At 50.4% G+C, this 13,348-nt stretch carries 13 protein-coding genes and 1 pseudogene; 2 read left to right on the top strand and 12 right to left on the bottom strand.

The window, feature by feature from the left end:
- Positions 1–12: 12 nt before the first annotated feature.
- From napA to EFBL_RS07335, 3 genes are read right to left on the bottom strand one after another with little or no spacing between them, the layout of a single operon-like run.
- Positions 13–2,568, bottom strand: coding sequence for a nitrate reductase catalytic subunit NapA (napA, locus tag EFBL_RS07345; RefSeq protein WP_096181492.1), 2,556 nt, complete (start codon positions 2,566–2,568; stop codon positions 13–15).
- A 12-nt stretch (positions 2,569–2,580) separates the two neighbouring features.
- Entirely contained in the window at positions 2,581–3,423 is an 843-nt protein-coding gene (gene napH / locus EFBL_RS07340; protein ID WP_096181491.1) for a quinol dehydrogenase ferredoxin subunit NapH, read from the bottom strand.
- On the bottom strand, positions 3,420–4,019 hold the full coding sequence (locus tag EFBL_RS07335; RefSeq protein ID WP_096181490.1) for a 4Fe-4S dicluster domain-containing protein: 600 nt from the start codon (positions 4,017–4,019) through the stop codon (positions 3,420–3,422). Before EFBL_RS07335 ends, napH begins: the two co-directional genes overlap by 4 nt.
- A 238-nt stretch (positions 4,020–4,257) precedes the next feature.
- Between EFBL_RS07335 and udk the strand changes: the two genes are divergently transcribed.
- Positions 4,258–4,890 carry a uridine kinase gene (gene udk / locus EFBL_RS07330; protein WP_096181489.1) on the top strand — a complete coding sequence of 211 codons (633 nt, stop codon included), beginning with the start codon at positions 4,258–4,260 and terminating at the stop codon, positions 4,888–4,890.
- A 13-nt stretch (positions 4,891–4,903) separates the two neighbouring features.
- On the opposite strand, the gene EFBL_RS07325 is transcribed toward udk, so the two are convergent.
- The 8 genes and pseudogenes from EFBL_RS07325 to EFBL_RS07290 form a co-directional block, all read right to left on the bottom strand.
- Positions 4,904–5,659 carry a kanamycin nucleotidyltransferase C-terminal domain-containing protein gene (locus tag EFBL_RS07325; RefSeq protein WP_096181488.1) on the bottom strand — a complete coding sequence of 252 codons (756 nt, stop codon included), beginning with the start codon at positions 5,657–5,659 and terminating at the stop codon, positions 4,904–4,906.
- Between the two features lie 227 nt (positions 5,660–5,886).
- Entirely contained in the window at positions 5,887–7,098 is a 1,212-nt protein-coding gene (locus EFBL_RS07320) for an ABC transporter substrate-binding protein (protein ID WP_096181487.1), read from the bottom strand.
- 72 nt (positions 7,099–7,170) lie between these two features.
- On the bottom strand, positions 7,171–7,878 hold the full coding sequence (locus EFBL_RS07315) for an ABC transporter ATP-binding protein (protein WP_096181486.1): 708 nt from the start codon (positions 7,876–7,878) through the stop codon (positions 7,171–7,173).
- Positions 7,871–8,632: an ABC transporter ATP-binding protein gene (locus EFBL_RS07310; protein WP_096181485.1), complete on the bottom strand. Its 762-nt coding sequence runs from the start codon at positions 8,630–8,632 to the stop codon at positions 7,871–7,873. Before EFBL_RS07310 ends, EFBL_RS07315 begins: the two co-directional genes overlap by 8 nt.
- Positions 8,625–9,665 carry a branched-chain amino acid ABC transporter permease gene (locus EFBL_RS07305; RefSeq protein WP_096181484.1) on the bottom strand — a complete coding sequence of 347 codons (1,041 nt, stop codon included), beginning with the start codon at positions 9,663–9,665 and terminating at the stop codon, positions 8,625–8,627. The genes EFBL_RS07310 and EFBL_RS07305 overlap by 8 nt, the downstream gene beginning before the upstream one ends.
- The gene (locus tag EFBL_RS07300; RefSeq protein ID WP_096181483.1) at positions 9,666–10,529 is read right to left on the bottom strand and encodes a branched-chain amino acid ABC transporter permease; all 864 of its coding nucleotides are present in this window, start codon (positions 10,527–10,529) and stop codon (positions 9,666–9,668) included.
- A 196-nt stretch (positions 10,530–10,725) separates the two neighbouring features.
- Positions 10,726–10,881, bottom strand: a pseudogene (locus EFBL_RS21135) (FAS1-like dehydratase domain-containing protein); the annotation flags it as partial.
- A 7-nt stretch (positions 10,882–10,888) separates the two neighbouring features.
- Positions 10,889–12,067, bottom strand: coding sequence for an acyl-CoA dehydrogenase family protein (locus EFBL_RS07290; RefSeq protein ID WP_096181510.1), 1,179 nt, complete (start codon positions 12,065–12,067; stop codon positions 10,889–10,891).
- Positions 12,068–12,357: 290 nt separating this feature from the next.
- Here EFBL_RS07290 and EFBL_RS20495 point away from each other — a divergent pair, with 290 nt between their 5' ends.
- Positions 12,358–12,498 (top strand): hypothetical protein, encoded by a 141-nt coding sequence (locus EFBL_RS20495; protein WP_165912515.1) that lies wholly within the window; start codon positions 12,358–12,360, stop codon positions 12,496–12,498.
- Positions 12,499–12,599: 101 nt separating this feature from the next.
- On the opposite strand, the gene EFBL_RS07285 is transcribed toward EFBL_RS20495, so the two are convergent.
- A partial coding sequence (locus EFBL_RS07285) for a 3-hydroxyacyl-CoA dehydrogenase family protein (RefSeq protein WP_231705707.1) occupies positions 12,600–13,348 on the bottom strand: 749 nt, incomplete at its 5' end.

Raw genomic sequence — 13,348 nt, 5'->3', positions numbered from 1 at the left:
ACGATCCCCCCTTTACGCCTTGACGATCTTAACAGCGCATTTCTTGTAGTCAGGCTGTTTGGAAATCGGACAATAAGCGTCCAGAGTCACCAGGTTGATCAGGGTTTCTTCCGCAAAGAACGGTACATACACCAATCCCCTTGGAGGATTGCCCCGTCCTTTCGTAGTCGCTTTTACTTTACATTCTCCACGGCGGGATACAACCTTCACCCAGTCGTTGTCTTTGATTCCAAGTTCCTTGGCATCTTCCGGATGGATCTCGCAGAATGCTTCCGGAACAGCCCGGTGAAGTTCAGGCACACGGCGGGTCATGGAACCGCTGTGCCAGTGTTCAAGCACACGACCGGTGCAGAGCCAGAACGGATATTCCTTGTCGGGAATTTCAGCCGCATCTTCGAACGGACGGAAAAAGATGGTCGGCTTGTGATCGGTAGCCTTATAGAAATCGATGTTCTTATAGTTGTCTTTGTTGCCGTATTGCTCCACGCCGTACTGGTCAAAACCTTCTTCCTGCTTACCCCACTTGTAACGCCAGAGGGTCTCGGTCCATTTGCCGTTATGCAGGCGCACCGGCCAGCGTATGCCGTGCTGCTTTAAATATTCGTCGTAAGGAGCCAATTGTTTCGCATTGATCTTCAGTTTCTTGGCAAGTTCTTCGCCTTTCTGGCCCTTGTGCATATCTGCGTTGCTGAATCTCCGGTATTCTTCCCAGAGGGTAGAGTTTACTTTGGTCTGGTCTGCAATCAGGTCGTTCTTCTCTTTGTCCCAGATACTTCCGAACAATACTTCGAATGCGTCCTTGTCGCCAATCTTCTTGTCTTTCAGTACACGCTTGGCGACTTGGACAATGGCCCACAAATCCCATTTTGCTTCGCCCGGCGGCTCGACGCACTTTTCGAAAATCGATGTGCGGCGCTCGGCGTTGCCAAACTGTCCTTCACGCTCAACCCACATGGCAGCCGGGAATACCACATCCGCCATTTCGGTGGATCGGGTCGGATATACTTCCGACACAACGATGAATGCATCTATGAATCCTTTGCCGTTAGCATCGTTTCCGCGGAATCGATTCAGCTTTGGCATGGTTTGGCCCCAGTTATTGGACATGGACCAGAGGAACTTCACCTTGCCGTTGCCTATCTCGCGGAACATTTTAATGGTGTGCATACCCGGCTTTGAAAGCGGTTCAAGATAACCTTCCGGCAGGTTCCAGCAGATTTCGGTGAAACGGCGGTGATCGGCGTTCGCTGTCACAAGGTCAGCCGGCAGGCGGTGCGAGAATACACCGACCTCACGGGCAGTACCGCAAGCGCTTGGCTGACCGGTGAGCGAGAACGGACCGCTGCCCGGTTCAGAAATCTTGCCGGTCAACAGATGCAGGTTATACACCAGGTTGTTGATCCAGGTTCCACGGGTATGCTGGTTCATGCCCATGGTCCAGAGTGACACAATTTTCTTGTTTGGATCCGCAAATTCCTTTGCAAGCGCTTCAATGTCCTTGGCCGGTACGCCCGAGAGTTGGGAAGCCTTCTCGAAAGTGTATTCGCTTACACGTTTCTTGTATTCTTCGAAAGTTATAGGCTTGGTTTGATCTGCAATCTTGCCAATATCTGTCGAGTCGTAATTGTCCTCTATGGAATGGCCGAGGTTTTCCGTACCCGACTTGAATTGCGCATGTGTTTCCACAAACTTCTTGTCATATTTTTCGTTTTGGATCAGATAGTTTGCAATGGCATTGGCAATGGCCAGGTCCGTTTGCGGCCGAAACACCATCACTACATCAGCCGTTTCGGACGTGCGGGAGCGACGGGTCGTCAGGTCATAGTGCTTTACCCCATTACCGCTGAGTTTGCGCGCGGTTAAACGTGAATACAGAACCGGGTGCATTTCCGCCATATTGGCACCCCAGGTAACGAACACATCAGCCTTGTCCAGGTCGTCATAACAACCCATCGGCTCATCCGATTGGAATGTTGTCATAAACCCTGCGACTGCGCTTGCCATACAGAGACGGGCATTCGGATCAATGTTGTTGGACAAAAGTCCCGCTTTCCAGAGTTTCACGGCAGCATACCCTTCCATGATCGTCTGCTGGCCGGAACCCCAGAATGCAATCGCCCCCGGGCCATCTTTTTCATGGATTTCCTTCAGTTTGTTGGCAACAAGGGTGAGAGCCTCTTCCCAGGTGGCTTCCCGGAAGCCTTCGCGGGTGCCCTTCTTGGTCTTGTCGTCCCGGATCAACGGCTTGGTCAAGCGGTCTTTTCCAAAAAGAATCTTCGATACAAAGAACCCTTTGATACAGTTCAAACCGCGACTGGACCGGTTATCCGGATCCCCTTTGGTGCCGATGATCTTTCCGTCTTTCACTCCAACAAGAACACCGCAACCGGTACCGCAGAAACGGCAGACAGTTGTTTTCCATTGATCCGGCTGTATGGCGGAAAGTTGCTCCGGAGCCGGATCTTGTCCAGGTTTCGTGGTTGTCTTGTCACTTTTGCTGCATCCTGCGACAGCCAGCGTTGCGGAGACCGCTGCTGCTTTCAGCAAGCTTCGGCGAGTCAGTTTCATTTTTTGACCTCCTTATGGGTTTGTGGTCATGCTTTTCCCCGCTTGGGCGGGTTGATTATATGGCCTCAAGCCCAAAGTAAGGGCTTGGTGCGAACATACATCGACGCAGGCACCGCACAAGCTGCAGTCCCCCGCAGAAACAAAACTTTCCTTCCCTGTAATTGCCGGTTCCAAAATGGACGGTTCGGCGAAACAAACCTTCTTGCATTGTTGGCAGTGCACGCATTTGTCGTGATCAATCCTGACCCGAAACAGGCCAAATCTGCCGATCAACTGATAAAACCCTCCGACCGGGCAAAAATATCGGCACCAGCCTCTCTTGGATACCAACAGATCGAACAGGACAATGGCCGTCAGGAAAAATAGGCCAATCCCCCACAAGAACAACAGGTTTCTCATCACGCTCCCGATCGGGGAGATAATCTCAAACACGGGAACACCGATGGCAAAAGACAAACCAAGTACCGCCAGCATTACGTATACCTTTGTATTGCGGGCAAAGCGCTTGTCGGGAAGTTTCAATTTCTTTCGCAGAAGATCCGTTGTTTCCAGAAGCGTATTGACCGGGCATACCCAACTGCAAAACACACGCCCGCTCAGAAGCAAGTACGCCGTGAGAATGAGTAAGGCGGATCCAAGATATCCCCAATGCAGTTCTTTGGCTGCAAGGGTAACCTGCAAGGCCCCCAGCGGATCGGACAACTGAATGCCAAAGATCTGGGAGGATGCCAAAGAGCCGTAGAAGAAGTTGTCCCCTTCCACCTTGACCAGGAACAGGGGGGACAGGAACAACAACAGAATCAGAATCTGGACAGTCCTGCGAAGAATCATCCATTTCTTGACCGACGCTCTCATAGCAATTCACCCGCTCCCCTAGGTGTAACCTTGATTGCAACCGGATCGGAAACAACACATTTGTGTTCACAAATTCCGCATCCCACACATTTTTCCGGATTGATAACGGGAGCAAACAGCGCGTGAATGTTGTCTCCCGGCCTCAATGAATATTGCAGAGTGATAGCCTCGTCAATCAACGGGCACTCCCTGTAACAGACTTCACAACGCAAGCCCTTGTAGGCAATGCAGGCGTCTTTGTTGATGACGGCAACCCCCATTTTCACATCGGACCGTACCTTAATGCCTGAAAGCGCTTCTGTCGGACAAGCATTGACACAGGGAAAATCCTCACACAGCCAGCAGGGATTGTCCCTCGCTGTAATGTATGGAGTTCCCAACCCCAAGCCGAAATCAACCGATGCCATCTGTATCGAGTCATAGGGACAAGCCTGGTTGCATTTTCCGCAGCGGGAACACAATGCAAGGAATTCGTCTTCATCCCTTGCACCGGGGGGACGAAGAGTCGGCTTGGAACCTTTTTGCATCAAACGCAGCAATTCGTAAGCTGCCACTCCTCCAACGAGCGTTTTCAACAATGCCTGCCAACCGGCCATACTCATCGCCTCTTTTTGTCTGTTAAATCGATCACTCTTTCTTATTAAAAATTTTACTTAGTTTGAATTGAAAGAGGTGTTAACAGACTGGGAAGGATTGGTTTCCGAATTATGAACAACAGACAGAATTGATTGCGGATCTGTGAACGGATGAAATGAGTATGGTTATCGATAAGCTTTTCTTTGCTATCGTTATGCTTTCGATGTAGAATGGTATTTCGTAAGGGAGGTTTCATCCATGCTGGTTATAGGGATTGCCGGAGGTTCCGGTTCGGGGAAGACAACGGTCGCCCAAGCCATTGTCAGTAAACTGGGCGATGAAAATGTGGCACTGATCTCACAGGATTCCTATTATAAAAATTTCACACATCTTCCGTTCGAGGAAAGGAAGGATATCAACTATGACCATCCCGATTCGGTAGACAATCAACTGTTATTGAACCATTTGGACCAATTGCGCAGGGGACAGGCCATTGAAGTGCCGATTTATGATTTTTCACAACACGCCAGGACTTGCAAGACCACCCACGTCCCCGTAAAGCCTGTGGTAGTCATCGAAGGGATCCTGATTCTTTCTGACCGGGCGCTTCGGGAACAAATGGATATTAAAGTATTTGTTGACACCGATCCCGATGTCCGGATTCTGCGCCGGGTCATGCGGGACATTAATGAACGGGGCCGGAGTCTGGAGTCTGTATACGATCAATACCTGACAACGGTTAAGCCGATGCATGAAGCATTTGTGGAGCCTTCCAAGAGATACTCGGACCTGATCATCCCGGAAGGCGGGCACAACGAAATTGCCATTGACCTTCTCACCTCATTGCTTGAACGCTACATGTCAGCGGGAGCAAAAAACCCGCTGCAGTAGCAAGCGGGTTTTTTCATGACGTCCAATCAATTTCATCCAGGGTCTGGACACTCCGAACCTTATATCCCATTTTCCGGACAAACCTTTCGTAGCTTTCCAGCAGCCGGCGGCCCGTTTCGATGGATTCTTTCACATCTGCCGAATTCAGAAACGCTTCCGCCAATTCTTTGTAGTCATCAGGCACTTCCTCAAATTCATAACTTTCTTTGATGCCGGACATATAGCCTTTTGTTAAAGGTTTTCGGTTAATCAGCGCCACCGCGAGAGCAATTTCGTGTGCCACTTCATAGACGAACAATTCCCGATCCCGTTTATTGGCCCTTCTCGGAATGGATTGAATCTTGTTAAATGACTCGTAAGCAATTTCCGAACCATGCTCTATGAAAAATCGGGCGATGGCTTCATCAGGCATCTGGGCATATCTTGCCAAAACTTCCTCCCTGTGCCGGTCTTCCCCGATCCAAAGCTGCAATGTAGAGACATTGCCCATGTGAATCGGCAGCGCAAGGTCGATCTTCTCAAACCAGCTCCCGATCGCATCAACAGGAAGGAAATTCACTTCCACCGGTAGTCCCTGGTATAGGAAAGTCAAATTTTTGGCCGGGAACCCCTCTCTCATTACATACATCATTTCAATATCCGAATACTCTGTGTCTCTCCCAATGGCGGTGGAACCGTATACTCCGCCGAACAATATCCGCTCTTTATATGCCTTCCGGACCCGGATATGGATCCCTCTTACCACTTTGATGCGGTCTCCATGCTGCATAAATTCACCCCAGAACTGAACATGTTGAGTCTATCATATAAAGAAAACTTGCCATTCGCCAAGTGCTTTCCTTGGCGAATGGCAAAGCTACACCCACCAAAGTGACAAGCACTTTGGCGGGGCCCCAAGTGCACTTATACTTGTTACATTATTAATTTATAATTTCCTACAAGTGCAAAAAAGAATGCTCCCCCACAATTGTGGGAAAGCATTTTCCTTAAGTAACGTTATGGCTGGGTGGGAAGCGGAAGTTCAACGAACTTTCCGTCTTTCATCGTTGTGGCTCTCGGAGCGGTATTCAGGGCACCGTCCTCAGAAAGCCCTTTGGCAAGCGAGGGAATCTCATTGTCAGTCAGCTGTTTGCATGCATCGTCAATTTTGGCGCGGATAGCGGCAGGATCATCCGTTGTGCCGGCCAGCTCCATCGCTTTTGCAAACACATGCATGGCCATGTAATGATATGCCGTTTCCGATGTGGGGATCTTGTCGGCTCCGAACTTCTTCTTATATGCCTCCACGAATTTCTTGGTTCCCTCAGTCGGATATTCGGACGCCGGCGCCACGCCAATAACGCCTTCCATCATTTTCGGGTCTTTCAAAATCGGCCCAACTTCTTCCACTTTGGCCTGGTCCATCATGATGACTCCACCCTTGAACCCTTGTTCACGGGCTGTTTTAATAACAAGGGCAGTTGGTTGGGAAGCTCCCCCAACAAACAGTACATCCGGTTTGCCAGCAAGCGCTTTGGTAATGGCCGGGGCAAAGTCACTTTCCTTATTGTAGTCCACCGGGTTTTCGGCAACGATCTCCCCGCCAAGACCCGTCCATACCTTCTTGAACAGAACCGACCAGTCCTTTGCGTATTGGTGGGTTCCGGGAACCAGCGCCGCTTTCTTGCCGAACCGCTTGATCATCTCTTCGGAGAAGGTCTTCGGATAAATATCATATCGTGGAGGAATCCGAACGGTAAGCGGGTTCTTGACTTCTGTCACTTTAGGTTCACTGGTGTATGCGGCAACCAGGAATTTTTCCTGGACATTGAATTGCTGCATGGCAAACGTTCCGCCCGAATGCGGAGTAAAGATAATCGTCGCTTTGCTTTCCGTCTTCAGACGGCGGGCATTGGTGGCAGTTTCGTTTGGCAGGTATTTGTCGTCCAGCGCCACCAGTTTCAAAGTTACCCTGTCATTCCCCACCTTGATCCCGCCGGCAGCATTGATGTCATTCACAGCCATTTCAAGACCGTCCAGAGTGTTCTTGCCATAGAGCGCCGCCCCCCCGCTTTGTGGGCCGGACCACCCGATATTGACCACTTTGCCCTGGCCTCCGCCTGCACTTCCTCCTCCGCCACCGGAGGATGGCTGGCTGCCGCACGCAGTCAGGAACAACAGGAAAGCTGCTGCTGACGTCGCCAGAAGCGATTTCCACTTGCGTTGCATCTTGATCCTCTCCCTTTTCACACAGTCTGACTTTCCCACCATAATTTTCATCCGATCTGCCTTGCTCCGTTATTAAGCGCCAATGTACGCCCGTCTCACCTCCTCATTGTCATTCAACATATCGGTTGTGCCTTCCAGCACAATCCGCCCATTCTCGATCACATATCCCCGATGAGCAATCTGCAATGCGGCGTATGCATTTTGTTCCGCCAGCAGAATGCTGGTCCCGTTCCGGTTGATTTCGGCAATCGTTTCAAACATTTGTTCAACAACCAGAGGAGCCAAGCCGACGGAGGGCTCATCCAAAAGAAGCAGCTTCGGTTTTGCCATCAAAGCCTTTGCAATGGCCACCATCTGCTGCTGTCCGCCGCTTAACGAGCCTGCCGTGTCATTGCGCTTGTCATAAAGGATGGGAAACAGCTCATAGACCCACTCTAAGATAGCTTCCACCCCCGCTTTGTCCTTCCGGTGTACGTAGCCACCCAGAATCAAATTCTTCAGTACAGGCATATCCGCAAACAGTTTTCTTCCTTCCGGACATTGGGCAATGCCCGCTTTCACGATCCGGTCGGGAGGCATGCCGCCAATTGGTTGACCCATGAATTCGACCTGGCCGGCAACAGGTTTGAGAAGGCCGCTGATCGTCTTGAAAATGGTGCTCTTTCCCGCACCGTTGGCCCCCAACAAAACCACAAGTTCCCCCTGGTTCACTTTCAGATCGATGGAATGAAGTGCGGTGTAGCTTCCATACTTGACTGATAAGTCTGATAATTTAAGCATGATAGGCCCCTCCCAAATAGGCTTCGATCACCGTTTCGTTCTGGCTGATTTCCTGTGGTGTGCCTTCGGCTATTTTGGCGCCTTGATTGAGTACCATAATACGGTCGGCCAACTTCATGATCATCTGCATTTTGTGTTCAATAATACAGACCGTATATCCCGAACTCTTCAATTTCAGGATCAGATCGGCCAAGCCGCTGGTTTCGTCCGCATTGATGCCGGCTGCAGGTTCGTCCAGCAAAATCAACTTCGGGTCTGTAGCCAGCGCCAGTGCAATAGCCACTCTCTTTTGGGCTTCTTGCGAAATGCTTGCCACCGGCCGGTCAGCCAACGGGAGCACTCCCACCAGATCAAGCACCTGCAGCGCTTTCTCCCTGCACTTGTGCTCTTCTTTTTTGTACCGCCGGGTTCTCATTACGGCATCCCACAATCCGCTCTTGGTCCGAAGCCTGTGCCCAACAATCAAATTGTCAAGGACTGTTGCTTGTTCAAACAGTTTGGTGGTTTGAAAGGTGCGTGCCACGCCGAGTTTCGCCATTTGATGGGAACGTTTCCTTGTAACATCCTGACCCTCAAAGGTTAAGCGGCCCGACGTGGGTTGGAAATACCCGCAGATCAGGTTGAAAAAAGTGGTTTTCCCCGCCCCGTTGGGTCCGATTATCGCTGTGATTTCCCCTTCGTTGATTGTGAAGTCGACTGCATTGACAGCCGTATTTCCACCAAAGCGCTTTGTTACCTGTTCGGCTTTAAGCATCCAGTCCACCCCCCGACATCTTCCGGTTCTTCGTCCCCTTCTGCATGTTTTCGTCGGTTTCCTGGATCGCCTTGCCTGCCTGTCGTTTCATCCGCTGCCGAATGAATGCCCCAATGATTCCATATGGAAGGTACATGACCAGCAAGACCAGCAGGGGTCCAAAGATGACCATTCGATACTCCTGCCAGGATTGCAGCAATTGCATCAGGACGGTAACCAGTGCCGTGCCCACCAACGGTCCCCAAAGAGTACCGATACCCCCTACCAGCAGATAAAGAAGCATCTCAAATGTATGCTCGACCGAAGCCACTTCAGGTCCCAGGAACCGGATGTATCCGGCGTACAACGCCCCTGCCAAGCCTGCCAGAACAGTGGAATGAACGAAAGCCAGGAGCTTGTTGCGCATTACATTTATGCCTAGTGCCTCTGCCAGCTCTTCACTGTTGCGTATGGACACAAATGTTCTGCCAACCAATGAATTTACGATTCTGTGATTCAGAAACATGGCAAAAACCAGAAAGAACAGGATCAGGTAATATTGAGATTCCACACTGGCAAATTCAAAAGAACCAATCTTGGGAATCGGAATCCCCAGGAGACCGCGAACCCCTTCCGTCAGAGACTCCCATTTTTCAATCACCAACAGAATGATCACGCCCACACAAAGGGAAAAAATCGAGAAGTAATGACCCTTTGTCCGCAGTGATACGACCCCTGCAGCTGCACCGATGATGCCTGTCAACAAAATAGCAATGAAAAGCGACGGAAGATATGCCAGATTCGCTTTAGACATCAACAACCCGTAGGTATAAGCTCCGATTCCGAAGAATCCTGCCTGTGCCAGTGACAACTGTCCGGTGAAACCTGCTATGATATTCATACCGCTGACTGCAATGGTCCAGATAAATATCAAGATCAGGATATGCAGGAAGTACGTATTGGAAGTCAGCCATGGAATCAGCAGCGATATAAGGAGAAGCAATATAAGAAGAAGTATCGGCACTGTACTTTTGGAGGCCGCCAACGTATTCATTTATCGCACCTCCTTTGCAAACAGCCCCGTCGGTTTCACCGTCATGATCAACACCAGCAGAATAAACGCGACCAGATCTTTATATTCGCTGTTCACATAGGTTCCGGACATGCTTTCCGCCATGCCGAGGATGTATCCCCCCAACACGGCCCCCGGAATACTGCCCATACCGCCAAGGACTATGATGACAAATGCCTTGAGATTTACCATGGCTCCCATGGAAGGGTAGACCAGGTTGATGGGGGCGGCCAGAGAGGCAGCGGCGGCTGCAAGTCCCGATGCGATGGCAAAGGTCAGAAGGGACACCCTGTTGGCATTGATCCCAACCAGGAAAGCCCCTTCCCTGCTCTGGGCCATTGCTTCAATGGTTGACCCAACGACGGTTCGCTTCAAAAACAGATTCAGTCCAACCATCAATACGATAGCAGCAATAATCACGATCAATCTTTGTTGGGTAATGGTTATGCCAAATAAGTTGATAACACCGCCATACGGAGAGTCCAGACGCCGGTAGTCAGATCCCCACAAGACACGTGCGGTTGCTTCGATAAACAACATGACGCCGACCGCCGCTATCATCGAGTTTATGTGAGGCGCATTCTGAAGGGGACGAAACACGATCCGCTCCAGCAACATCCCAATCAACACGAGGGCTGCGACCGATACCAAGATGGCAGGCCAGTAACTGAACCCATATAGGGTCATCATGAAGAACGTAAAATAAGCACCCAACATATAGAGATGACCATGAGCAAAATTGGGCAGGTGCATAATTCCATAGATCAGCGTAATCCCCAATGCCACCAAACTGTAAATGCTTCCTACCACCAAACCGTTGATCGCTTGTTGAAAAAACAGGTCCATTCTTTTCACCTCCGGTTCCCTGTTCCATGCATGAAACCATATTCTGAAAAAACACCTGACCGGTCCCCTACAGCAATCGGTTTAACCCGCCGCCTAAGCCTTTTTCCTGGCTTCCTCCGCCAAAACCCGGCGCAGACATTGTGGGAATAGAGGGTGATCTGAAGCGATTTGACGTCCGTTTCACTGGTATGGCTGCATAAAGCGGTCTGTAATATTCAAAGTGCTGCTCGCCATGGATCAGGCCCTCCCGCTTGAATTGCAAGTCTGGAATGACACCGTAATCAAAGGTGCGGCTGAACGTCGGCGGAGCTATGATCCGACCGTACCGGGTTGATCTTGCATATTCTTCATCTAGGGATTTAACGACCATATTTGGCGATCGCTCTGGAAATGACCAATCGCTGGATTTCGGCGGTGCCTTCCCAGATCTGATAGATCTTGGCGTCACGGGCCCATTTTTCCACCGGGTATTCCTTGATGAATCCATACCCGCCAAGAATCTGAATCGCTTCCATTGTCGTCTCCATCGCCACGTCTCCGGCAAACAGCTTGGCCATACTGCCTTCTCCCCGCTTGAAACCGATTCCCTTATGTCTTAACCATCCTGCCCTCCACACAAGGAGCCTTGCCGCATCAATCTTTGTTGCCATATCCGCCAGCTTGAAGGCAATCGCCTGATGTTCGATGATCGGAACCCCGAACTGGATCCGTTCTTTGGCATATCCCAAAGCGTATTCGTAAGCGGCCCGTGCGATGCCAAGGGCGGAAGCAGCTACGCCGGGGCGGGTGTGCTCCAACATCTTCAGGGCCCCAAGATAGCCGGGTACATGGTCCGGATCTCCCGGTTCACCACCCAATCGGTTTTCGACAGGCACCCGAACATCCTCCATAATGATCTGAGCGGTATGAGAAGCACGCACGCCCATTTTCTTTTCTTTGCGTCCCATCGAAAAGCCGGGAGTGTGCTTGTCGTCAATCAGGAAGGCCGCTACGCCTCCCCACCCCTTGCCGCGGTCAAGAGTGGCAAATACCACATGGATATCGGCAATCCCGCCATTGGTAATAAACTGTTTGGTTCCGTTCAGAACGTAATAATCTCCTTCCCTTCTGGCTGTTGTCTGAATGGAGGATACGTCCGATCCGGCTCCCGGTTCGGTGAGTCCCATCGCGCCGATTTTACAGTCTTCCGGGTCGGTCATCATCGGGATCCAGCGTTTCTTTTGCTCCGGTGTTCCCATCGCCATGATTGCAGCCATAGGCAGGTGGGTGCCGTTAATCGCCACCGCGATTCCGGCGCAGCCCCAGGCCAGTTCCTCTGATACAAGCAAGCTGGAAATAGGGTCATCAATGCCGCCCCCGCCAAACTCCTCTGGATAGGAAAAGGTGGTGAGGCCGATCTTGTGAGCCTTCTTTACAATCTCCCAAGGGAACTCCTCGGTCTCGTCGTAATGGGGAGCCGCGGGGCGGATCTCCTTTTCCGCAAATTCATGTGCCAGTTTTTGGATTTCGCGTTGTTCCGCAGTTAATTCAAAGTCGATCATGATGATTCCCTCCTTGAGACTTTTTACTATGCCGGGCGATGGTATCTACAAACCTTTATTACCGCTGTTTTTCCTGCAAACCCACCGATTCCACAGAAAATTCCCCCTTTTCACTCATTATGAAACCGACTGGTCGGTAGAATTCGACTATTGATTCTTTTGTTTTACTCTGAAACATGATTTCTCTTGTGACTATCCCTATCCACTAATCTACTTAAGTATGCGTTAATAGTCTGAAGAATCGAAACGAAAACTTGTGAGCAGAAGTTTATCTAGGAAGTGGTGAAATGGAGTATTGTTTGGTGGAAAATGAAGGAATCTACTATGAACGGCACGGAACCCCCGGAGCCCCGACCTTGCTGTTTGTTCACGGAGCGCGGATCTGCCGAAACCTGGCGGCTTTCAGTAGAGCATCTTCAGCAGTATGACTGCCTGCGTCTCACGTTGACTCCTTCCTGCAAAAAAATAAATCGGCATATAAATGTGAAAATCGGGTCTGACCTTTTTATAAAGATCAGACCTTTGTTCATCAATAGGTGTAGAATCCTTTGCCGGATTTTCGTCCGAGCTCTCCCTTTTCAAATTTTTCCTGCAGAATGCGGGAAGGTTTCAACAAAGGATCTCCCGATTCTTCATACTGCTGCAATTGGACGTAATAATTGACATCAAGACCCGTCATGTCCATCAAAGCGAAAGGTCCCATCGGATGTCCCAAGGCTTCCCTGGCTGCCAGATCAATCTCTTCATGTGTTGCAATTCCTTGTTCCAGAAGGCTTAACGCTTCCCGGTTCATGGCTCCGAGCAACCTGTTGGCAATGAAACCGGAAATCTCTTTGCGGAGCAAAATGGGGGTCTTGCCGAGTTTTTTGACAAGTTTAACCGCAGTCCGGGCAGTTTCTTCCGATGTCTCCGGCCCCGTCACCACCTCAACCAGGTCCATTTTCAAGGGGGGATTAAAGAAGTGCATGTTGCATACCTTGTCAGGTCGACTGGTGGCAGTTGCGATCTTCGAATTGACAATGGTGGAACTGTTGGTGGCCAAGATCGCATGTTTTGGTGCCAGCTCATCCAGTTTGGCAAAAAGCTGTCTTTTTTCCTCCAACTTCTCCACAATCGCTTCAACAATGAAATCGGAGGTGCCGACAGCTTCAGCCAAATCGGTGGTCAGATGCATGCGGGCAAAAGCCATTTTGTATTCCGTTTCGGTAATTCGTTTCTTTTCCACCCTGCGGCTCATTTGAAATTTGAGACTGTCGAGCGCCTTTTGCAAGCTGGTCT

Origin of the sequence: Effusibacillus lacus (assembly GCF_002335525.1) — a bacterium.
GTDB classification, from domain to species: domain Bacteria; phylum Bacillota; class Bacilli; order Tumebacillales; family Effusibacillaceae; genus Effusibacillus; species Effusibacillus lacus.
Note: the sequence above shows the minus strand (reverse complement) of the source record. Positions and strands in the feature narration are given on the sequence as shown.